Annotated in this window: 19 protein-coding genes; 11 read left to right on the forward strand and 8 right to left on the reverse strand. The window is 36.7% G+C overall.

What is annotated here, in order from left to right; genetic code table 11:
- Positions 1–34: 34 nt before the first annotated feature.
- The 5 genes from gldK to B2Z27_RS11820 form a co-directional block, all read right to left on the reverse strand.
- The gene (gene gldK / locus B2Z27_RS11800; RefSeq protein WP_091601660.1) at positions 35–1399 is read right to left on the reverse strand and encodes a gliding motility lipoprotein GldK; all 1365 of its coding nucleotides are present in this window, start codon (positions 1397–1399) and stop codon (positions 35–37) included.
- Positions 1400–1521: 122 nt separating this feature from the next.
- Positions 1522–2679, reverse strand: coding sequence for a formimidoylglutamase (locus B2Z27_RS11805; RefSeq protein ID WP_058105073.1), 1158 nt, complete (start codon positions 2677–2679; stop codon positions 1522–1524).
- A 59-nt stretch (positions 2680–2738) separates the two neighbouring features.
- Positions 2739–5228: a type I DNA topoisomerase gene (topA, locus tag B2Z27_RS11810; RefSeq protein ID WP_074670025.1), complete on the reverse strand. Its 2490-nt coding sequence runs from the start codon at positions 5226–5228 to the stop codon at positions 2739–2741.
- A gap of 212 nt (positions 5229–5440) precedes the next feature.
- Positions 5441–6706 carry an LVIVD repeat-containing protein gene (locus B2Z27_RS11815; protein ID WP_286813804.1) on the reverse strand — a complete coding sequence of 422 codons (1266 nt, stop codon included), beginning with the start codon at positions 6704–6706 and terminating at the stop codon, positions 5441–5443.
- Between the two features lie 74 nt (positions 6707–6780).
- Positions 6781–7509 carry a hypothetical protein gene (locus B2Z27_RS11820; protein WP_286813805.1) on the reverse strand — a complete coding sequence of 243 codons (729 nt, stop codon included), beginning with the start codon at positions 7507–7509 and terminating at the stop codon, positions 6781–6783.
- Positions 7510–7660: 151 nt separating this feature from the next.
- Here B2Z27_RS11820 and miaB point away from each other — a divergent pair, with 151 nt between their 5' ends.
- The 7 genes from miaB (at position 7661) to groL (ending at position 14615) form a co-directional block, all read left to right on the forward strand.
- A complete protein-coding gene (gene miaB / locus B2Z27_RS11825) occupies positions 7661–9106 on the forward strand; it encodes a tRNA (N6-isopentenyl adenosine(37)-C2)-methylthiotransferase MiaB (protein WP_210708326.1) in 1446 nt (481 codons plus the stop codon).
- Positions 9107–9125: 19 nt separating this feature from the next.
- The gene (locus B2Z27_RS11830) at positions 9126–10412 is read left to right on the forward strand and encodes a sigma-54 interaction domain-containing protein (protein ID WP_286813806.1); all 1287 of its coding nucleotides are present in this window, start codon (positions 9126–9128) and stop codon (positions 10410–10412) included.
- 21 nt (positions 10413–10433) lie between these two features.
- The gene (locus B2Z27_RS11835; protein ID WP_286813807.1) at positions 10434–10955 is read left to right on the forward strand and encodes an LptE family protein; all 522 of its coding nucleotides are present in this window, start codon (positions 10434–10436) and stop codon (positions 10953–10955) included.
- 4 nt (positions 10956–10959) lie between these two features.
- Positions 10960–12075 carry a hypothetical protein gene (locus B2Z27_RS11840; RefSeq protein ID WP_286813808.1) on the forward strand — a complete coding sequence of 372 codons (1116 nt, stop codon included), beginning with the start codon at positions 10960–10962 and terminating at the stop codon, positions 12073–12075.
- A 6-nt stretch (positions 12076–12081) separates the two neighbouring features.
- On the forward strand, positions 12082–12441 hold the full coding sequence (secG, locus tag B2Z27_RS11845; RefSeq protein ID WP_058105065.1) for a preprotein translocase subunit SecG: 360 nt from the start codon (positions 12082–12084) through the stop codon (positions 12439–12441).
- A gap of 142 nt (positions 12442–12583) precedes the next feature.
- Positions 12584–12862 carry a co-chaperone GroES gene (locus B2Z27_RS11850; protein ID WP_036156781.1) on the forward strand — a complete coding sequence of 93 codons (279 nt, stop codon included), beginning with the start codon at positions 12584–12586 and terminating at the stop codon, positions 12860–12862.
- A 118-nt stretch (positions 12863–12980) separates the two neighbouring features.
- Positions 12981–14615, forward strand: a complete 1635-nt coding sequence (groL, locus tag B2Z27_RS11855) for a chaperonin GroEL (protein WP_058105064.1) — start codon at positions 12981–12983, stop codon at positions 14613–14615.
- 400 nt (positions 14616–15015) lie between these two features.
- Here the strand turns inward: groL and B2Z27_RS11860 are convergent, their stop codons facing one another.
- From B2Z27_RS11860 to B2Z27_RS11870, 3 genes are all read right to left on the reverse strand, one after another.
- Positions 15016–15381, reverse strand: a complete 366-nt coding sequence (locus B2Z27_RS11860; RefSeq protein WP_058105147.1) for a heavy-metal-associated domain-containing protein — start codon at positions 15379–15381, stop codon at positions 15016–15018.
- 22 nt (positions 15382–15403) lie between these two features.
- Positions 15404–17695, reverse strand: a complete 2292-nt coding sequence (locus B2Z27_RS11865) for a TonB-dependent receptor plug domain-containing protein (RefSeq protein WP_286813809.1) — start codon at positions 17693–17695, stop codon at positions 15404–15406.
- Positions 17696–17873: 178 nt separating this feature from the next.
- Positions 17874–18308, reverse strand: coding sequence for an HYC_CC_PP family protein (locus B2Z27_RS11870; protein ID WP_286813810.1), 435 nt, complete (start codon positions 18306–18308; stop codon positions 17874–17876).
- A 183-nt stretch (positions 18309–18491) separates the two neighbouring features.
- On the opposite strand from B2Z27_RS11870, the gene B2Z27_RS11875 reads away from it, so the two are divergent.
- The 4 genes from B2Z27_RS11875 (at position 18492) to B2Z27_RS11890 (ending at position 22861) form a co-directional block, all read left to right on the forward strand.
- Positions 18492–19589 carry a hypothetical protein gene (locus B2Z27_RS11875; protein WP_286813811.1) on the forward strand — a complete coding sequence of 366 codons (1098 nt, stop codon included), beginning with the start codon at positions 18492–18494 and terminating at the stop codon, positions 19587–19589.
- A gap of 112 nt (positions 19590–19701) precedes the next feature.
- Complete coding sequence (locus tag B2Z27_RS11880) at positions 19702–20151, forward strand: GAF domain-containing protein (protein ID WP_058105061.1); 450 nt, start codon at positions 19702–19704, stop codon at positions 20149–20151.
- A gap of 92 nt (positions 20152–20243) precedes the next feature.
- The gene (purH, locus tag B2Z27_RS11885) at positions 20244–21776 is read left to right on the forward strand and encodes a bifunctional phosphoribosylaminoimidazolecarboxamide formyltransferase/IMP cyclohydrolase (protein WP_058105060.1); all 1533 of its coding nucleotides are present in this window, start codon (positions 20244–20246) and stop codon (positions 21774–21776) included.
- Positions 21777–21832: 56 nt separating this feature from the next.
- Positions 21833–22861 carry a rod shape-determining protein gene (locus tag B2Z27_RS11890; protein ID WP_027066022.1) on the forward strand — a complete coding sequence of 343 codons (1029 nt, stop codon included), beginning with the start codon at positions 21833–21835 and terminating at the stop codon, positions 22859–22861.
- Positions 22862–23021 lie beyond the last annotated feature (160 nt).

Genomic DNA, 23021 nt, shown 5'->3' on the forward strand with positions numbered 1-23021 from the left:
TTTGAATTTATTATAAAACTGTTAATATTATTATTTATTGTGTTGAGTCTTCCTCACCCATATAATCTTGTACTGTTCTGAATCCTATGTAACTACGAGCTGAATCTGCATACTCAAAGTCTCTTGTACTTACTTGTAAAAAGTATGCTACATCTTTCCAAGAACCTCCTCTAATAACTTTTCTTGTGTTAGATTGATCACCTCCGTTAGGGTTCATTGTTGAAACATAATCGTAAGCACTTGGATCGTAGCTAGAGTTTGTCCACTCAGATACATTACCGGCCATATTATACATGTTATAATCATTTGGCTCGTAAGATTTAGCTTCTACCGTATATAAAGCGGCATCTGCTGCATAATCTCCACGTTGTGGTTTAAAGTTTGCCATAAAACAACCTGTATCACTAATAACGTATGGTCCACCCCAAGGATAAGTACCACCTTCGATACCACCTCTTGCCGCATATTCCCATTCTGCCTCTGTTGGAAGTCTAAATTGGTTTACGAACTGCTTTCCACGACTCTTATTATCATCATTCTTGAACTTGGTTCTCCAATTACAGAATGCTTTTGCCTGTTGCCAGCTAATACCTACTACAGGATATTCGCTATACGCATCATGCCAGAAATAATCATTGTGCATAGGCTCATTGTACGAGTATGAGAAATCTCTGATCCATACCGTAGTATCCGGATAAATTTCTACCTCTTCTGTTCTGATAAAGTCTTTACGGCTAGTATTTCCTTTTACAGATGCTCTTGCCGCTGCTTCAATATCCATCCAGCTGTACTTATATTTTAATTGCTTAACGTCAATAGTACGTTGACCATTATAAGATTCTTCTTCAGACAAATAGATAGAATCCATAATTTCGGTATAATATTCATCTGGATATTCCGATGTGTCCCACACAAGGTCTTCATCTTTGCTCAACGCTCTACCTTCGTATCCTGTTTCGCCCATACCAGAGTAATTATCCAACATATATTTATCATATACAGATGCTCTTGTTGTATCTGCATCTTTAAATGCATAATCACCAATACCACCTTCTTCTGGACCAATACCTAATTCATCTGCTAAAATGGCCAACTTGGTTCTAACAATAGAATCTTTTACCCATTCTACAAACTGACGATACTCACTATTGGTAATTTCAGTATCATCCATGTAAAAAGAACGTACCGTAACTGTCTTGGTTGGTGCATTCAATAATTTTCCTTGGTCTTCCTCACTCTTACCCATGATAAAAGAACCCCTTGGGATAAGTTCCATTCCATATGGTTTTTCTGGATACCACTTTTTTCCCTGGACTCCGGTTAGCTCACCTTTCTGTTTAGACCCACAACTTGTGAGTAAAAAAACAAACGCTATAGAGGATAACAATAGCTTCTTCATACTTTAGGTTAAATTTCGATTATGGTTTAAACTCAGAATACAATAATTTATTCTAACAACTAAAACTAGGTTTTATATAAAATATTGTATTAAAGTCTTTTAATGCTTTAAAAAAAATTATGTTAATTAAAGCCTTTCTTATAGGCCTTGAACCACCTTTCAGGAATCTGTTGATTACATGCGTCTACATAATCCTTCTCGGTGCAAGGTAATAACGCAGGTGTATTGGCTTTAGTATGTGAAGTAAAAATAGATGGCACTTCTGTCCACCATCTTTCTGTTAATAAGCTTTTGTAGAACACCAATTCTTCATCTTCGCTAGGTACGTTATACTTAACAAAATCATCTGTTTTGGTGTATGGAGATTCTTTAATCCTAAAATTGATACCTTCTATAAAGTACCATATTATTTGTGCTATTAGCTGTTGTGATTGTACGGTATTCTCCATTTCGTACAATCCAAAAACAGACACTTTATCACTGATACCGGCATATCTGGATATTGCACATATTTCTCTACCATTAAATCCGTTAGGAGAGAAATTTGCCGACATAGAAATTTCACTTGCTTTTACAGATCGTAAGTCTAAACTTACCATGTGCGCATTTCTTAGCACAGGCTCTGCCAAAGAAATATCATTTGCAACCTCACCAAGTCTATAGGCATCAAAAAATAAACGCTCCATAAGATCTATTTCTTCCTGGGCATTAAAATAACTTTGATAACCAATATTTGAAAAATTGAAAAGGTTATTAGGTTTATCTGTAATGATTTTACTCATGTAGGAATGCGAAGATATAAGCTCATCTTCTATACCAAAATCGAACCTGCTATCAATAGCTACCAGGTTGATCATATCCCTAATACCATCAAAAGCCCTGTATGCAGGATATGTAATATCTTGTGTAGCTCCTAAAATGATAGGAATGATATCTTCTTCAAGTAAACCGGCAACTACTTCTTTTACTACAAAATAAGTATCCTCTACAGTTGCGCCTTCTTCTATATCCCCCAGATCTACAATAGTTGCGTTCCAATTTCCTATTAAAAGTTTGTAGAACTGTAATCGTATAGCGGAAACATCTAGCTTTTCGTGTTTTTTCTCATATGCATTTCTAGACTCCCTTACCCCTAAAATGGCAACTGTGGCATTTGCCAATACCGGCAAACCATCCTTTTCAGTATGTATATAGGTGTTTTTACCAATAGATTGACTTGGCAATAACTCATTATGGGCTAAAACTTTGTCCGATACCGGAACTAAAAAATCAAAGGCCATTATTGAATAGGTTTAGAAATCATAAAAATACTACACTCTTATAAAGACTTAAAAATAGATTACTTTTTTTTCTTAGCCTTGGCTTTTGTCTTTTTCTTTGGTGTTTTTTGTTCAATTAATTTCTGAGCTTCTTCCAACGACATTTTGGTAACATCTACCGTTTTAGCCAATTCAACCTTGATCTTGCCCTTAATAACGTTATGGCGCCCCCATCTGGCTTTCTCTATCCGAATACCTTCTTCTTCCCAGTTTTGAACGACCTTATCTATTTCTTTTTGCTTTTTAACTTCAATAAGCTCAACAATATCGTCATTTGATAAGTTGTCAAAATCATACTTCTTATTAACGTTGATGAACATACCGTTCCATTTTATGAACGGACCAAACCTACCTACTCCTTTGGTAACCTCTTTTTCTTCGTACATCGCAATTGGCGCGTCCGCTTTTTGCTTGGCAACTATTAATTCTATTGCTCTATCCATCTCTATTTCAAAGGCACTTTCCCCTTTATCCATAGAAATGAATTTATCGCCGAATTTTACATAAGGTCCAAATCTACCCACGTTGGCCAATACCTCTTCTCCTTCATAAACCCCTAACTTTCTAGGAAGCTTAAACAGATCCATTGCTTCTTCATAAGTAATGGTATTCAAAGATTGCTCTGGCAACAAACTGGCGAATGTTGGCTTCTCTTCATCATCTACGGTTCCAATTTGAACCATTGGCCCGAATCTACCTAAACGTACAGATACTTGTTTACCACTCTTAGGATCTTTACCTAAAATTCTTTCGCCACTTGCGCGATCCGCATTTTCTTCAACATCTACCACATTTGGATGAAAATCTTTATAAAAGTCTTTCATCATTTTCTTCCAATCTTCATCACCAGAAGCTATTTCATCGAAATCTTCTTCTACCTGTGCAGTAAAGTTGTAGTCTAATATATTGGCAAAATTACTTACCAAGAAATCGGTAACGATCATACCTATATCCGTAGGCACCATTTTTCCTTTGTCCGAACCTACATTTTCACTAAGATTCTTTTCTTCTATTTTATTTGATGCTAATATCAATTGTTGATACTTACGTTCTGTACCCTCAATTGTACCTTTTTCTACATAACCTCTATTAAGGATCGTAGAAATTGTTGGGGCATATGTAGATGGTCTACCAATGCCCAGCTCTTCTAGCTTTTTAACCAAAGAGGCTTCTGTAAATCTATATGGCGGTCTTGTAAAGCGTTCCGTCGCAGAGATAAAATTATTCAGCAAACGCTCACCTTCTTTCATGGCGGGCAACATACCTTCTTGTTCTTCGGCAACATCTTCATCATCTACGCCTTCCATATACACCTTTAAGAATCCGTCGAACTTTATCACCTCACCGTTCGCCGTGAATTCTTCTGAATGTTTATTGGTCTTGATCTTTACATTGGTACGCTCTAACTGTGCATCGCTCATTTGAGATGCAACCGTACGTTTCCATATTAAATCATATAACTTAGATTGATCACGTTCTAATGATGGGGACTGATTGCCCATATCAGTAGGCCTAATGGCCTCATGGGCTTCTTGCGCCCCTTTAGATTTACCGGTAAAATTTCTAGTCTCGCTATAAGATTCACCATAGTTCTTTATGATAGCTTCTTTTGCCGAAGCCAATGCTTCATTGGACAAGTTTACACTATCCGTTCTCATATAGGTAATTAAACCTGCTTCATATAAACGTTGTGCCACCTGCATGGTTCTACCCACAGAAAAATACAATTTCCTTGATGCCTCTTGCTGTAATGTTGATGTTGTAAACGGCGCTGAAGGCGATTTCTTTGCTGGTTTCTTATCTAATTTGCTTACCGAGAAATCTGCAGAAATATTCTTTTCTAAAAATGCCTTGGCCTCTTTTTCAGAAGCAAAGGTTTTATTCAGCTTGGCAGAAAACACACTACCTTCTTCAGTCTTAAATTCTGCAGCGATCTTAAATGATGCTTGCGGCTCAAACGCCTCAATATCCCTTTCTCGTTCTACGATCAACCTTACGGCTACAGATTGTACACGACCGGCAGAAAGACCCGGTTTAATTTTTTTCCAAAGTACCGGAGATAATTGATAACCTACCAAACGATCCAAAACTCGCCTAGCTTGTTGTGCATTTACAAGATTAAAGTTGATTTCTCGCGGATTCTCTATTGCCTTCTGAATTGCAGCCTTGGTTACAGAGTTAAAAACAATTCTTTTTGTTTTTTTCTTATCTAGCCCCAATTCTTCTGCCAAGTGCCATGAAATGGCTTCTCCCTCACGGTCCTCATCACTCGCAAGCCATATAGTTTCCGCTTTATCCGCAAGACCTTTAAGCTTTTTAACCAAAGCCTTCTTTTCTTTATCTACTATATATTTAGGGGTGAAATCATTCTCTACATCTACTCCCAACTCCTTAGAAGGTAAATCTGCAATGTGACCAAAGCTCGATTCTACCTTAAAATCCTTTCCCAAAAACTTCTCTATAGTCTTGGCCTTTGCAGGAGACTCAACAATTACTAAATTTTTCGCCATCAACCTTGTTTATACTTACAAATGTATACTAAAAATTATACTTTGAAATTTCAGGAATTTATTTTTTCCCATATTTCAACAGAGATACGCTCGTAATTTCATGAAATTCACAGCTATAAACAAACCAATTGCTCGCCTTCAACAGCTAAAGCTTACGAAATAAAAAGGGGAGGCTATAAATGCCTCCCCTTTTTTTTAACCATTTCATAATTTTACAGCTGTAATGTACTTAACAGCCTAATATCATTATTTACATATTCGTATTGATACAAAGTACCTTCTCCAATCATCAAAAGAGATGATGATAATGGTATAACATCATAAGCAACAATATCTTCAAAAGTGTTGATTAAAGATATATTAGGAGCATTGCTCTTGTCATACACTTTTAAACCAGCAGTACCGTCACAAACAAATAAGGTATCTCCTTTTATTCCCAAACCGTTTGGACCGACCATTGGATAAATCACTTTTAATTCTGGATTTTCCAAGTTGGACACATCTACAACGTAAAGACCACTTTCCGCAGTGCCACAAAAATTACCGCCTTTTAGCGTTACATATGCATAATCACCATCAACGACTACGGGATCACAGGCAGTACCATGCCTAAATTCTGAAATAAACTCTGGCTTTTGAGGGTTTTCAATACTATAAATATACATTCCTTGGGCACCTCCAATAAAAAGAATTTCTCCCTGACTATAAATTGTTTCTATATCCCAAGCGACTTGCACATCATCTAACACCTGTACATTTTCTACATCGGTAATATCAAATATGTTAATATCACTGTAATCTACCACGTATAGATAATTGCCAATAATCTTAAAACGAGCCAAAGAACCGCCCTGCCCTGTTGTTGGCGATTGATTATTAAAATTTTCGGCTACATCTGCAAAAACACAATCGTCGCAATTAAACCTGGCCTCATACTCCTTTATAGGGCGCCTTTCCGTGTTTACTTCCCACCCAACTACAATATCTTTATCATAGTCAATATCTCCGTATTCATAAAAATCGGCTTGTGGAAATTCTGTATTGAACATCCAAACATCATTATTATATATGGCATTGACAATACGACTGGTTAAGGTGATATTATTTATATCCGAAATATCGAAAATCACCAAATCACCATAGCTATCCGCATATATCTTATCGTTTTTAATAGATATATCATTGTTGCCTTCCAATTTAATAAATGCGATAGGCTCTGGGTTTGAAGGATTTTGGTTATTTATGACATGAAAACCTTGATTTACATCATTCACAAAAATATAATCTCCGTAAGCGTATATCTTGCCCGAAGTCACAATGGGCACAGGTTCCGTAACGGCTACGGCTTCTGCCTTAAAAGAAACTGCATCTTGTAAAATTGGTCTAGCTACAAGGTATTCTTCATAGGGTCCGTCATCATCACATGACACCAATGCTGATGTGGCAATTACACACAAAACAAAAAAGAAATTTCTCATCGTCTTTAAATTTAAACGGTTGTACCCTATAGATTAAAGTTACCGCTAATAGTTGCGTTATCAACTAGTTAAATTTACGACACCTCATTAAAACCTACACCATCCTTATACATATAGTATGCAGGTACTTTACTCAACATTACAGTAAACAATACACCAATACAACATAAAACAAAGCCCAATTGTGCCACAAACGACATGACCAATACCAGACCAAAAATGACCAGCCAATTTTTGTTGCCTAACGTAAAACTTGCCTTAACCATTTCTAATGCCGACAGATCATTTGAGAACGCTAAAAAAGCGGGCAGTAATGACATAGGCACTATCAAATAGAACACACCTAACCCACAAGCAAGCCCACCTAAAAGTGAGAGTCCTAAAAGATATAAGGACAAAATGAATACTTTACCCAATCTACCTTCCTTAAAAAAATAAAAGTAGTCATCATTAGCAACCTCATCCATATCCTTTTGCTTACAAATCTTTAGAAAAGCCGCATTCAACGCCAACGCCATAGTGGTAATAACCAACAGCAAAACAGGAAGCAAAATTACCATTGCAATGACCATCATTGGCGGTAGTTCATTCTGTTCCAGCGCTTCACGATCCGTAATTCCGGCAGCTATCATTGGCACGTAAAACAAAATATAAAATGGCAGTATTACTACAAATGTCAACAATAATGTAATGAAGCCCTGTAGCCACACTTTTTTAAAAAGTTCTATTGATCTGCTAAAAATGGTACCAAAGTCTAGATTTGGTCTACTTTGTATGTGCTGTGCAAGGTTTTCTAAATTCATAGGAGTAAGTGGTTATTTTTAATGTTAAATCTAAATAATTAATAAGCGCAAAGCTTAAACTATACCTAAATAATCATGTCATCTTGTCATATTTTTGATTATAATAGTATCTTTGCCATCCAAATTATTTTATACGCAACGTATTACAAAAATGGAGAAAACCATAGACGAAAATGTGCAGGGCACAACTTTGGTAGTAGAAGGAAAAGAGACGAACAAACGTAATCTTTATATTGAGAGTTACGGTTGTGCCATGAACTTTTCGGACAGTGAAATTGTAGCTTCTATACTAGCGACCGAAGGTTTTAACACCACCCAAACGTTAGAAGAAGCAGATTTAGTACTTGTAAATACATGTTCTATTAGAGATAAAGCTGAACAGACTATACGTAAAAGACTTACGGAATACAATAAAGTAAAAAAATCTAGACCCCATTTAAAAGTTGGTGTTCTTGGCTGTATGGCAGAAAGATTAAAAGACAAGCTTTTAGATGAAGAAAAAATAGTGGACATGGTCGTTGGACCAGATGCCTACAAAGATCTACCCAACTTGATTAAAGAAGTAGATTCTGGCAGAGATGCTGTTAACGTCATTCTTTCCAAAGATGAAACTTATGGTGATATTGCACCGGTTAGATTAAACACCAACGGCGTAACGGCTTTTGTATCTATCACCAGAGGATGCGATAATATGTGCACCTTTTGTGTAGTCCCTTTTACCAGAGGTAGGGAAAGAAGTAGAGACCCACAGTCCATTCTAGCCGAAATACAAGAGCTTTCGCAAAAGGGTTTTAAAGAAATTACATTACTTGGTCAAAATGTAGATAGTTATTTATGGTATGGCGGCGGACTCAAGAAAAATTTTGAAAATGCATCTGAAATGCAAAAAGCCACCGCTACCAATTTCTCTAAACTTTTAGATATGGTAGCACTTGCCTACCCTAAAATGCGTATACGTTTTTCAACATCCAACCCTCAAGATATGACCTTGGATGTTATAAAGACTATGGCGGCACATAAGAATATTTGCAACCATATTCACCTACCCGTTCAAAGTGGAAGCAATCGTATACTAAAGGAAATGAACCGCTTACACACTATTGAAGAGTATTTTGAACTCATAGATAACATTAGAAAAATAATACCTGACTGCGCTATTTCCCAAGATATCATTAGCGGTTTTCCAACAGAAACAGAAGAAGACCATGCCGACACCTTAAAAGCGCTTGAATATGTAAAATATGACTTTGGTTACATGTACGCCTACTCTGAAAGACCGGGTACTTTAGCAGGTAGAAAAATGGAAGATGATGTTCCTGAACCTATAAAAAAGAGACGTCTTTCTGAAATTATAGCCCTACAAAGAAGCCACTGTCAATTTAGAACGGAAAAGCACGTAGGTAAAATTCAAGAAGTCCTGATCGAAGGAACCTCTAAAAAATCCGAAAATGAGTGGATGGGCAGAAACTCTCAAAGCACCGTGGTTGTTTTTCCTAAGGAAAACTACAAAATTGGGGATTTTGTAAATGTTCAAATCAATGATTGCACTTCAGCAACCTTAAAAGGTGTTGCTGTTGGGTACTCTGACAATAATTAACTTTTAGTAGCCATTTTATATGGAAAGCATACAAAGTATAAAACAACGTTTTGAAATTATTGGGCAAGACCCAAAATTGAATCGTGCTTTAGAAAAAGCAATGCAGGTTGCCGCAACAGATATTTCTGTTTTGGTTACCGGTGAAAGCGGTGTAGGCAAAGAATCGATCCCAAAAATTATTCATTCGCTTTCTCACAGAAAGCATGCTAAATATATTGCGGTCAACTGTGGAGCCATACCGGAAGGCACTATAGACAGTGAACTTTTTGGTCATGAAAAAGGTGCTTTTACAGGTGCAACACAAACCAGAAGTGGCTATTTTGAAGTTGCCGATGGCGGTACCATATTTTTAGATGAGGTTGGCGAGCTACCTTTAACCACACAGGTTCGTTTATTACGTGTATTGGAGAACGGAGAATTTTTAAAAGTTGGCTCTTCCCAAGTTCAAAAAACAGATGTACGCATTGTTGCCGCCACAAATGTTAATATGTTCGAGGCGATTAAAAAAGAACGCTTTCGCGAAGATCTTTATTACCGACTAAGTACCGTTGAAATCAACATACCACCTTTACGTGAACGCCAAGACGATATTCATTTATTGTTCAGAAAATTTGCATCTGATTTTAGTCAGAAATACAAGATGCCCACGATCAGACTAGATGACCATGCCGTTTCTTTACTTACCAAATATAGGTGGCCGGGTAACATACGTCAGTTAAGAAATATTGCTGAACAAGTGTCTGTTCTTGAAGAAAACAGAGCAATAACAGCATCTACCCTGCACGGATATTTACCTAACAACAATTCAAGCAATTTACCTGCGGTAGTTTCCAATTCTAAATCTGAAAGTGATTTCAGCAACGAAAGAGAAATCCTATACAAGGTTTTGTTCGATATGAAAGGCGACCTTAACGACCTTAAGAAGTTGACCATGGAGCTACTTAAGAACAATGATTCTCAAAAAGTTCAAAAAGAGAATGAAAACCTTATACGTAAAATCTATGGTAATGAAGATGATGAAGATGTTGATTTTGATCATGACACCCAAGATGACACTTCTTTAAACGTTCTGCACTTACCCGAACCTAAAAACGAAGAAGCATCTATTATTCAAGATTCTTACGAAGACAAATATCATTTTGCCGAAGAAATTCAAGAAGAAGAAACCCTATCTTTACAGGAGAAAGAGGTAGAATTGATTAAAAAGTCATTAGAAAGAAACAGAGGAAAAAGAAAGGCAGCCGCAACTGAGTTAGGTATTTCTGAGCGCACACTTTACCGCAAAATAAAACAATACGACCTTTAACATTAAATGAATCGCATTTCAATGAGATATCTTAAACAATCCATACTATACCTACTACCTATATTTTTATTTTTAAGTTGTGGTGTATACAATTTCACTGGCGGAAATGTGGGTGAAGCAAAAACCTTTAAGGTCAATTATTTTCAAAATTATGCCACTCAAAGTCCTGGTTCTACTTTTGAACCTGGTATGGATAGAGACTTCACACTTGCATTGCAAGATAGAATTCAAAACCAAACCAGCTTAGAATTGATCAGTACGGGCAATCCACATTTACTATACGAAGGTGAAATTACAGAATATAAAATTTCACCAATGTCTGCAACTGCAGCGCAAACAGCAGCTCAAAACAGACTTTCTATACGGGTTAAAGTCAGGTTTTACAATCAATTGAAAGAAGATGCCGCGTTTGACCAAAGTTTTTCTTTCTTTTACGACTACCCTGCAGACACACAGTTAGCAACTATAAAAAGTGAAGCCCACGAGGTAATTTTTGAAAGACTAACCCAAGATATTTTCAACGCCTCTTTGGCAGACTGGTAATTACATGAACGTTAAGGACTTTACATATTTTCTAGAAAACCCTACCAAAGTGGTAGAACCCATTCATACCAAACATTTAGAAGATATTATAGCCGAGTATCCTTATTTTCAAGCTGCACGGGCACTTCACTTAAAAGGACTCAAAAACTTAAACAGCTACAAATACAACAAAGCTCTAAAAACAACGGCTGCTTTTACGACAGATAGAGATGTGCTTTTTGATTTCATTACATCTAGAGACTTTTTACAATATGATACAGCTACGGCAACTATTGCCGAAATTGAGGTCAATAACGCCATTGAAGTTCAAGAAGAAAATAAAGACCTAACAATAGTTCATTCAACTGAAACTAAAGAAAACACAGATTCTCTTGACATTTCTGATGAAGTAATTACCACAAATGAAAGTAGCCCCACTGAAGAAACTGAAGACCTGAATGACACCACTAAAGAAGCACCTACAACTTCTTTAATTACACCATCTCAAGACAACCCCCTACCACAAGACGAAAAAGATGCAGAGCAAATTTTGGATCCGGAGTTGTTTCAATCTAAAAACCCTGATAATACCGAAGAAGAAAATGCGCTAGACATTGGAAAACCTCTAACTTTTGATGCCAAAGAGAAGTATTCTTTTTCAGAGTGGTTAAGCCTTGCCTCCAAAAAACCTTTAGAAAAATCAGTTGAAGAAGATTCCACTCCTTCAAAAGAGGACGACACCAAAAAGCAACAAACCGTTATTGCAGAAAACAAGGTAGAGGCAGAAAGCCAAAATACAGACAGTGTCAAAGAAAAAAAGACAACAGACAAACCTGTAAAAAAACCAAGGGTAAAAAACGAGGCCATCAAAAAGAAATATGATCGTATTGACAAGTTCATAGCTTCCAACCCCAAAATTGTACCTACGGAACAAAGTACAACCATAGACATTTCACAGTCATCTACCATTAACCAGAACGAGCTAATGACAGAGACTTTAGCAAGGGTTTACCTAGAACAAAAAAAGTATAAAAACGCTATTCAGGCCTACAAAATTTTAAGTTTGAAATATCCAGAAAAAAGTAGTTTCTTTGCAGACCGAATTAAGGCGGTAGAAAAATTACGAAAAGATAATAAATAATTTAGAATGAGTACATTTTCAATTTTCCTAATACTTATCATAGTCGTTTGCTTATTGTTGGTATTAGTGATCATGGTACAGAACCCAAAAGGTGGCGGACTTTCCTCTTCTTTTGGCGGAGGTGGAAACCAAGTAGTTGGCGGAGTAAAAAAAACAGGTGACTTTTTAGATAAGAGTACTTGGACGCTAGCTGGTTTATTAATAGTTTTAATTTTAGCATCTAACATTGCACTTAAAGGCAATTTTGGCGATGCAGATTCTAAATTATTACAAGGTGACGACATTGAAACCGTAGTTCCTGAAACATTACCTGAGGAGGTAACACCACCAGTTACAAATGAAGCTACGCCTTCAGATAGTTTATAGACTACACACTACAATACATTTAAAATGCCAGCTTATGACAAGCTGGCATTTTTTGTTTACAATTTGTCAGTAAAAAGGCAATGGCATAATTTCTGCCTTTACATATGCACAAAACTAAAAATCAATTTAAAAATTAATAATTATGGCTAAAGTTAATATCAAACCATTGGCAGACCGAGTTCTTATTGAGCCAATGGCAGCTGAGACTAAAACTGCATCTGGACTTTACATTCCTGATACCGCAAAAGAAAAACCACAGAAAGGTAAAGTTGTTGCTGTGGGTCCTGGTACAAAAGATGACAGTGTTACCGTTAAAGTTGGAGATACAGTTCTTTACGGAAAGTACGCCGGTACCGAATTAAAATTAGAAGGTACGGACTACTTGATGATGAGAGAGAGTGATATTCTAGCTATTATCTAAAAATAGCATTTGGCTTGGGCATAAAACCTAAGACCTTTTAATTTTCACGAAATAGATAATTAATAATTTTAATGACCTAAGACATATCATTGGGTCAAAATTTAAACAACAAATAAAAATGGCAAAAGATATTAAGTTTGATATAGATGCTAGAGACGGCCTTAAAAGAGGTGTTGATGCATTGGCAAACGCAGTAAAAGTAACATTAGGACCAAAAGGTAGAAACGTTATTATCAGCAAATCATTCGGAGCTCCACAAGTAACTAAAGATGGTGTTACCGTAGCAAAAGAAATTGAATTAGAGAACCCATTAGAAAACATGGGTGCTCAAATGGTAAAAGAAGTTGCTTCTAAAACCAATGATTTAGCAGGTGACGGTACTACTACCGCTACAGTTCTTGCTCAAGCTATCGTAAAAGAAGGCTTAAAGAACGTTGCTGCAGGTGCAAACCCTATGGATTTAAAGAGAGGTATTGATAAGGCTGTTGAAGCTATCGTTGCCGATTTAGCCAAACAATCTAAAAAAGTAGGTGATTCTTCCGAGAAAATTAAGCAAGTTGCCTCTATCTCTGCCAACAACGATGAAACTATTGGTGATTTGATCGCTCAAGCTTTCGGTAAAGTTGGTAAAGAAGGTGTAATTACCGTTGAAGAAGCCAAAGGAACAGATACTTACGTTGATGTTGTTGAAGGTATGCAGTTTGACAGAGGATATCTTTCTCCTTACTTTGTTACCGATTCAGAAAAAATGGTTTCTGAATTAGACAGCCCATACATCTTGTTGTTCGACAAGAAAATTTCTTCAATGAAAGACTTATTACCAGTATTGGAGCCAGTAGCTCAATCTGGTAAGCCATTATTAATCATAGCTGAAGATGTCGATGGTGAAGCATTGGCTACATTGGTAGTGAACAAATTAAGAGGTTCTTTAAAAATTGCTGCCGTTAAAGCTCCAGGTTTTGGTGACAGAAGAAAGGCAATGTTAGAAGATATCGCAATTTTAACTGGTGGTACGGTTATTTCTGAAGAAAGAGGTTTCTCTTTAGACAACACTACTTTAGACATGCTAGGTACTTGCGAAAAAGTACAGATAGATAAAGACAACACTACTATTGTAAATGGTGGCGGTGTTGCAAAAGATATCAAAACTAGAGTTAACCAGATCAAATCTCAAATAGAGACAACTACCTCTGATTATGATAAGGAAAAACTTCAAGAGCGTTTGGCTAAATTAGCCGGTGGTGTTGCCGTACTTTATGTTGGTGCTGCTTCTGAAGTTGAAATGAAAGAGAAAAAAGATAGAGTTGATGATGCTTTACACGCTACAAGAGCAGCCGTTGAAGAAGGTATTGTTGCCGGTGGTGGTGTTGCATTGGTAAGAGCAAAATCTGTTCTTTCTAAAGTGTCAACCGATAATGAAGATGAGGCTACAGGTCTACAAATTGTAGCTCGTGCCATTGAAGCTCCTTTAAGAACTATCGTTTCTAACGCAGGTGGTGAAGGTTCAGTAGTTATCGCCAAAATACTTGAAGGTAAAGGTGATTATGGATACGATGCCAAGTCTGAAAAGTATGTTGAAATGATGAAAGCAGGTATCATCGATCCTAAGAAAGTAACTAGAGTAGCATTAGAAAATGCAGCTTCTGTTTCTGGAATGATCCTTACTACTGAATGTGCTTTAACAGATATTAAAGAAGATGCTCCAGCTATGCCTCCAATGGGTGGCGGTGGCGGAATGCCAGGCATGATGTAAAAGCCCCTAAATCCCCAAAGAGGACTTTAAAATTTAAACCGCTCTTGAAATATCGAGAGCGGTTTTTTTCATTTTAAATATGAGCAACAAAAAAACCACCTTCTTTATTTACAGAAGGTGGTTTTAATGTCCAAAACAGTATGCCTTCTAAAGGCAATAACTAGACTACTTCTTTCTAGGAGCAGCTTTTGGAGCAGCCTTTTTACCAGCTTTTGCCGGTGCAGGCTTTGCAGCTGGTTTCCCTGCTGATTTTGCTTGTGCCATTGGTATAGAATTTAAAAATAAATCTATAGCTAATGTATTTCAGATTTTGATCGGTGATTATTTTGTTGGCAAAAGATTAACTAAAATTTCACCCATTTTTTTCTTTTCAAAACCTCACTCTAAACCAAGCAATTATCTAGTTACCATCATGATGTTGACCATCATCAGAATTGTCTTCCCTATATCTACAACAAGGATGCACACTATTATAAGCTTCTTCTGTTGCTTTTAATTCTTTGGTATCATGACCAACGGCAACGATAGCCGTTTTTATTTTCATTGCATCGGTTTTGCGCTCATCCATTATAATATCCAACTGGTGCGTTGGTATGCTCCAGTTTGCATACTTTACCCCTTTCACATTCAGCGCAGCTTCTTCAATACGCTCTTTACACATGGCGCATTTACCATTGACATCAAATGTCATTTTCTTATTCTTCTCTTGTGCATAGGTTATCACGGCAATTAGCATCATTGCAATGGATAAAATAGTTGTTTTCATAGTATGTATATTAATTGATAAATTAAATTTTAAATCTAAAGCCTGCATAGAACATTCTACCCATAATTGGCGCAAACACTATTGTAGTATCAAAATTTGGACCAAACGGATCATCTGCCCCTAAAACAGGGTTGTCTTGCTGTACATCAGAAAGGTTTTCACCTCCTACATATACCTCAACACTTTTTGAGAACACCTTGGTAATTTGAGCATTCATATGGTTATAAGGCGATGAAAACTCAGCCAACTGGTACGCTACAGGGTTGCTACTTGTATCCGGTAGTCTTTTCTTACCCATACTATGCAAGGTATAATCAAATTTCCACTGAGATCCGTTCTCCTTGGCTTCGGTTTCATACCCTAAATTAACAAAAAATCGATGTTGCGCCAGTAAGGGTTTTTGAAGGTTTCCGCTTCTATAGTCTGTTGAAACATCATAGAATTTATATGATGTTCTTAAGTCTAAACGTGGTAATAGTTCATAATTCACCTCAACCTGAAAACTTTTGGCACTACTATCACCATCTAAATTGTAGAAAGAAACTTCCTGAGGGTTCTCCCAATCTACTACTACCTGATTCTTAAAATCAGTGATGTAATAATCTAAAGTAATATCACCTTTTTTGTTCAAAAAATTAAATCCTTGTAAAAAACTTACTCCATAATTCCATGCATCTTCCGGCTCCAAACCATAAACTTCACCATCTGTACTGGCAATATTGATGGTTCTTGCAGAGCCAAATAGCTGCTGATTCTCGGCAAAAATATTGGCTGCCCTTTTACCTCTACCAAAAGACCCCCGTAAACTTCCTTTTTCCCATGGTGTATACCTAATGTGAAACCTAGGTGTCACAAATGTTCCCAATCTATTATGATTATCTACACGTAAACCTGCGGTTAAACTCACTTTTTCTAAATTCTCATAACTATACTCCATAAATGCACCTACAGAATTATCTACTCTAGAGTAATCTGTTGCCGACACCAATTCATCATAGCCATCGTAAGCGAAAGTAATACCGGTTTTGAACTTACTTCTAGTATCACCTATAATAGAATTGAATATGAGGTTGCTATACAAACTTTCATGGGTAATATCATAGGTTCTAAATCCAAAGTAGGAATCTTGTTTATGTAAACTGTAAGAAGTTTGAAAACCCAGACTTTGAAAAGGCAATTCCGGAAAAACATAACCTAACTTAATTGACGTATCAAACCGGCGGGTTTTGATTTCACTTCCCCACACTTCGGCTTCGCTCAGTGCAGGAATTTCGGCTTCGCTCAGTGACCTATTTCCACCATCTACTCTATCCGTATCTGGCTCAAAATCCACTTGCCCTACTTGTTTTTCATCATTCAAAAAACGAATATTGAAGAAACTAACCCATCCTTTTTCGGCATCTTGATATTGCCATCTGTTCATTACATTTAATTGCTTACCCAAGGGTGCATCTAAAAATCCGTCATTATTGTCATCCTCTTTTTGCGTTCTGGTATTACCATGAACATAAAGTCCTGTGCTCAACTTTTCCGTTAACTTTCTATTGAAATGGGTATTCAATTCATAACGCCCATTTTGATTTACATATCCATTTACAAATACGGCATTATCGGTTAACGGCTTTACGAGCTCTGTATTTATTTGCCCTGAAATACTTTCATAGCCATTAACAACACTACCAGCCCCTTTGGTTATTTGAATACTTTCTATCCATGTACCTGGTGTAAACGTTAAGCCATAAGCTTGTGATGCACCGCGCACCATTGGAATATTCTCTTGGGTTATCAATAAATACGGACTGGTTAAACCCAACATTTCAATTTGCTTGGTTCCCGTTAGCCCATCGGACAGGTTCACGTCTATAGCCGGATTGGTTTCAAAACTTTCCGCCAAATTACAACAGGCCGCTTTTAAAAGCTCATCGCTGTTTACCGTAATCACATTCTGCGGACTAAAATAGGTTTTCTGAATAGCATCACGCTCTTGTTGCACCACCACCTCATCTAGCTCGTTTGAAGGTTTTAAACTAATACGAATTGTCTTAGGTTCATTTATAACCAACGTATCACTTTCAAAACCTACATAACTAATAATTAATTTATTATGCCCTATTAAATAAGGTATGGAAAATTCACCATCAAAATTAGTTACCACTCCCGTTTGGGAATCTTGCCAATACACATTGGCACCAGAAAGACCAAGCGCATTTGAGCCTTCTGAATCTAAGACCACACCGTCCACCTTTTCTTGTTCTTGCGAAAATATAAAAGCAGGCAGCATAGCCGTTATTAGTATTACTATATATTTATTCATTATTTTTTTTCGAAGTATTTCATTTCATTTATTCCCTAATCTGTGCATCCTGTACACTAAGACATAAAATTTAAATATTGAGACCATGCCAACTACATGAGTTCCAGCAAGGAATATTTAACTTTTAACGGGTATCTACCATTTACGACATGGCATTAAATACCATTATCAATTGGAATCAAATTAAAAAAACTTCGTGAAGAATATGTAAATCCTCTGTGAGTATAGGATGAGGATTTACATTACAAAGAATATCATATTCCGTTTCTACAAACAAGCCTACATAGGTACTAGCATAAGAATATAAAAATATCTTTATGGGAAAATCTAAATCTGTTTCATGATAAGTCAAATCATCTTGCCCTTGCATGGTAAACACTTCATTATCACAACAAGGCTTTTTATCTTCAATTGGCCCATCACTTGTTGACATAGCATCTAACCCCAAACAACAATCATCTGCATGTGTAAATACACCAACATCCATAACACGCCCCATACAAAGATGCTTCTCTACCGTCCACGAAATAGTGGACAACAACAACAACAACAACAACAACAACAACAGAAACACCATTGTCAAGGAAAACAACTTATGAAACAAATTTTTCATGACTACAAAGTTACAGATTATAAAAAATTAAAAATCACATATTTAATGAAATTTAGTACAAGGCATTAAATCCTTAGTAATTTCATTAAGAAATATTGCAAAACATATACGATAAAAACTTTTTTCAAGTTAAAAGCACTGAACACATTAACGTAATAACCAATAACTAAATTTTTAACAATTATGAAAAAACAATTAAAAACCACTTTTCTTATTTGCACTATTGCGCTTTTTATAGGCAGTTGTAGTTCAGACGACGGATCTGTTTTTGACACCCCAATACCAGATAACACTGGCGGTGATGATGGCGATGACACTGATGAACCGGAGGTAGCAACAATAGTTTTCAATGAGGCCGTACCTTCATCGAACATAACTTCTGCCTCTGCTAGTGGAGAAGCGGGCACGAATGTAACCGGTAGGGTTATTTTTACCTCAGATGCCACTACTCAACGTAGAATGTATATTACACAAAATTACTTAGGTCAAGGTGAAATGCCTTTTAGCTCTTTTGATTTGGAAAGTGATGATCTTGACAAAGCACTGAAAGCGGACGGCTCTATAGATTTAGATGGCGCCACCAAGAAAGAAATAGATTTTTCATTTCCACTTCCTGTGCCAGATATTGAAAACGGTGAAATTGTTTACTCATTTTGGACCACTACAGGCAAAGGTGATTTTCGAGATAGCTCAAAAAGATTGGCATTAGGAGTAGGTCAAATTACAGTTACCGTAGGTACAGGCGCAAACCCTGTAGCTGCAGTTAGGGAATTTACGGATATTAAACTATTTGCCCCCGCACAAGATGGATCAACGGAATCTTTTTTTTCCCTATTAAATGAAACTGTATATAGAATTGATGTGGGACCTGAGTTTAGAGCTTTCTGGGATTTTGGATACTACTACGGTGCTTCCGGCCCTTCTGCCGGCGACAACGCTTCTTTTGCTTCAACGGAACAATATGATGCTTCTTTTGGATTTGATGTTGAAGGACTTAAGCCTGGCGCAGAGGAAGAGAATGCCGCTACCGAAACATTGAACCAAATGTTTTTTGCAACTTCTACAACAATAGATGTCGCAGCATTTGATGCAATAGCCTTAAACAGTGAATTAAATTTTATTACAAGTTCTAGCGCCCAAAAAATCACGAACTTAAGTGTAGGCGATATTATTGAATTTGTAGATAACTACGGCAAAAAAGGTTTAATTAAAATTACAGCCATAGAACCTGGCTTCAACAATAACGATTTTATTGAATTCGATGTAAAGATTCAACCATAATCTTAAATCATAATCATATATTGAAAAAGAGGATGTTTAAATACATCCTCTTTTTTTGTTTTAGAGTCTATTGTTACACAGTAACAATATGTATTTTTGTCAAAAAAAAGGTATGTTCAATTTATTGCGCCCTCAAGTAAGCTCCATTATAGACTCAAACAAAACTCCAGATGCAAAAATGCTAGCCATTTGTGAACTTCTAAAGGCCGAAGTACCACATTATGATTGGGTAGGGTTTTATTTTAAAAACGGGGACAAGCGCGAGCTAAAACTAGGCCAATACGCCGGTGCACCAACAGACCATACCATTATTCCTTTTGGCAAAGGCATTTGCGGGCAGGTTGCAGAAAGTAATGAAAATTTTGTGGTGCCAGACGTACAGGCCCAAGACAACTATATAGCCTGCAGTATTACCGTGAAATCAGAAATAGTTATACCCTTATTTTTAAATGGCGAAAACATTGGGCAAATAGACATAGATTCCAATACTCCAGACCCATTTACAAAGGCAGATGAGACCTTTTTGGAATTCGTTAATTTTGAAGTAGCCAAAATTCTTTAAAACTTTAGGGTTTTTGTTGATAAACTACGCCATTTTGTAACCGCAAAAAAATTACTTTTGCTTGCTTATTAAAAACATTTAAGCATCATACAATGAGCAGTGTAAAAAAAGCGTCTTCAGCCTTAATTTCAGTTTTTCATAAAGACGGATTAGAGCCGATAGTAAGAAAATTTCAAGAATTAGGAATCACTATTTACTCCACTGGAGGAACCGAAAAATTCATCACTGATTTAGGAATAGACGTTGTTCCGGTAGAGGATGTAACAAGCTACCCTTCTATTTTAGGAGGAAGAGTTAAAACTTTACACCCAAAAGTATTTGGCGGTATTTTAAACAGACAGGATAACGAAAGTGATGTTGCACAGTTGGCAGAGTTCGAAATTCCGCAAATAGACATTGTTATTGTGGATCTGTATCCGTTTGAAAAAACGGTTGCCAGTGGTGCTTCTGAGCAAGATATCATTGAGAAGATAGATATAGGTGGTATTTCGCTTATACGTGCCGCAGCCAAGAACTTTAAAGATGTTACTTGCGTTTCCTCTATGGAAGATTATGCTGATTTTCTTGAAGTTATTTCTGCAGATAACGGAAACATTAGCTTAGAAGATAGAAAGCGTTTTGCCGCTAAATCTTTCAATGTTTCCTCCCACTACGATACTGCTATTTTCAATTATTTCAACCAAAACCATGATTTAGCCGCGCTTAAAGTCAGTGAAACTTCCGGTAAGGTTTTACGCTACGGAGAAAACCCTCACCAAAAAGGATTCTTCTTTGGTGATTTTGATGCAATGTTCTCCAAGCTTCACGGTAAAGAATTATCATATAACAATCTATTGGATGTTGACGCAGCTGTAAACTTAATGCTAGAGTTTAAAAATGACGCACCAACCTTTGCTATTTTGAAACATAACAATGCTTGCGGACTAGCACAAAGAGACACGTTACACCAAGCTTATGTAGACGCTTTAGCCGGTGACCCCGTATCTGCTTTTGGCGGTGTTTTAATCAGTAACAAAGAAATTGATAAGGCTACAGCAGAGGAAATACATAAATTATTCTGCGAGGTAGTTATAGCTCCAAGCTACAATGCTGAGGCATTGGAAATTTTAAAAGGAAAGAAAAACAGAATCATCTTGATCCAAAATGAAGTTGACATGCCAGAAATGCAAGTAAGAACTTGTTTAAACGGTATGCTTCTTCAAGAAAAAGATCATAAAACAGATGCTATTGCTGACCTTACGAATGCAACTACCACTAAACCTACTGATCAAGAGTTAGAAGATTTAATTTTTGCATCAAAACTTTGTAAGCATACAAAATCCAATACCATTGTTTTAGCCAAAAACAAACAACTTTGCGCAAGTGGTACCGGTCAAACCAGTAGAGTAGATGCCTTGAACCAAGCAATACACAAAGCAGAGTCTTTTAATTTTGACCTTAAAGGTGCGGTTATGGCAAGTGATGCTTTCTTCCCGTTCCCAGACTGTGTTGAAATTGCCGATAAAGCAGGAATCACCAGTGTAATACAACCAGGGGGATCCATAAAAGACCAATTAAGCATAGATTATTGCAACGAACACAAAATTTCAATGGTGATGACAGGCACACGTCATTTCAAGCATTAATTTCATTACTTTTGTCGATGAAATACACCCTTTTATCTAAAATTTAAACATCACATATGGGATTTTTTGATTTCTTGACCGAGGAAATAGCTATAGATTTAGGTACAGCGAACACCCTTATAATTCATAATGACAAGGTAGTTGTTGACAGTCCGTCAATAGTTGCTAGAGATAGAATTAGCGGTAAAATCATTGCAGTTGGCAAAGAAGCCAACATGATGCAAGGAAAGACCCATGAAAATATCAAAACTATTAGACCATTGAAAGATGGTGTAATTGCTGATTTTGACGCTTCTGAGAAAATGTTGATGATGTTTATTAAGAACATTCCGGCATTAAAGAAAAAATGGTTTCCGCCAGCATTGCGTTTAGTTATTTGTATTCCTAGTGGAATTACAGAAGTAGAAATGCGTGCCGTAAAAGAATCTGCAGAACGTGTTAACGGTAAAGAGGTGTATTTGATCCACGAACCAATGGCAGCAGCTATTGGTATAGGTTTAGACATTATGCAACCAAAAGGTAACATGATTGTTGATATAGGGGGTGGTACTACTGAAATTGCCGTAATTGCACTTGGTGGTATTGTTTGTGATAAGTCTGTTAAAATTGCAGGTGATGTATTTACCAACGACATTATTTATTACATGCGTACCCAGCATAACCTTTATGTAGGTGAAAGTACTGCAGAAGCCATTAAAATAGAAATAGGTTCGGCAACCGAAGACCTACAATCTCCGCCAGATGAGAAGTCGGTTCAGGGACGCGATCTTTTAACAGGAAAGCCAAAACAAGTTCAAATTTCATATAGAGAAATAGCTAAAGCTCTTGACAAATCTATTTTGCGTGTAGAAGATGCGGTAATGGAAACATTATCCCAAACTCCACCAGAATTAGCTGCCGATATTTACAATACAGGTATTTATCTTGCCGGTGGTGGCTCTATGCTACGTGGTCTGGATAGAAGGCTATCACAAAAAACCGATCTACCTGTGTATATCGCGGAAGATCCTTTACGTGCAGTTGTTCGTGGTACCGGTATTGCATTAAAAAATCTAGAACGCTATAAGAGTATATTGATCAAGTAAGAAGTTCTTTTTTTAAGAATAACTTTTTAACTTCACGATAAACAACCTTTAGTAAAGTTTAAAAATCATTTAATAGTGGTTATGATGATGTTTTACAAGTTAATACTTGTTAGAACTTAACTAACGAGAGTTAATTTCAAATCTCAATTATTGAGTAAAA

This window comes from Maribacter sp. UBA3344, assembly GCF_002362375.1.
Classification (GTDB): Bacteria; Bacteroidota; Bacteroidia; order Flavobacteriales; family Flavobacteriaceae; genus Maribacter; species Maribacter dokdonensis.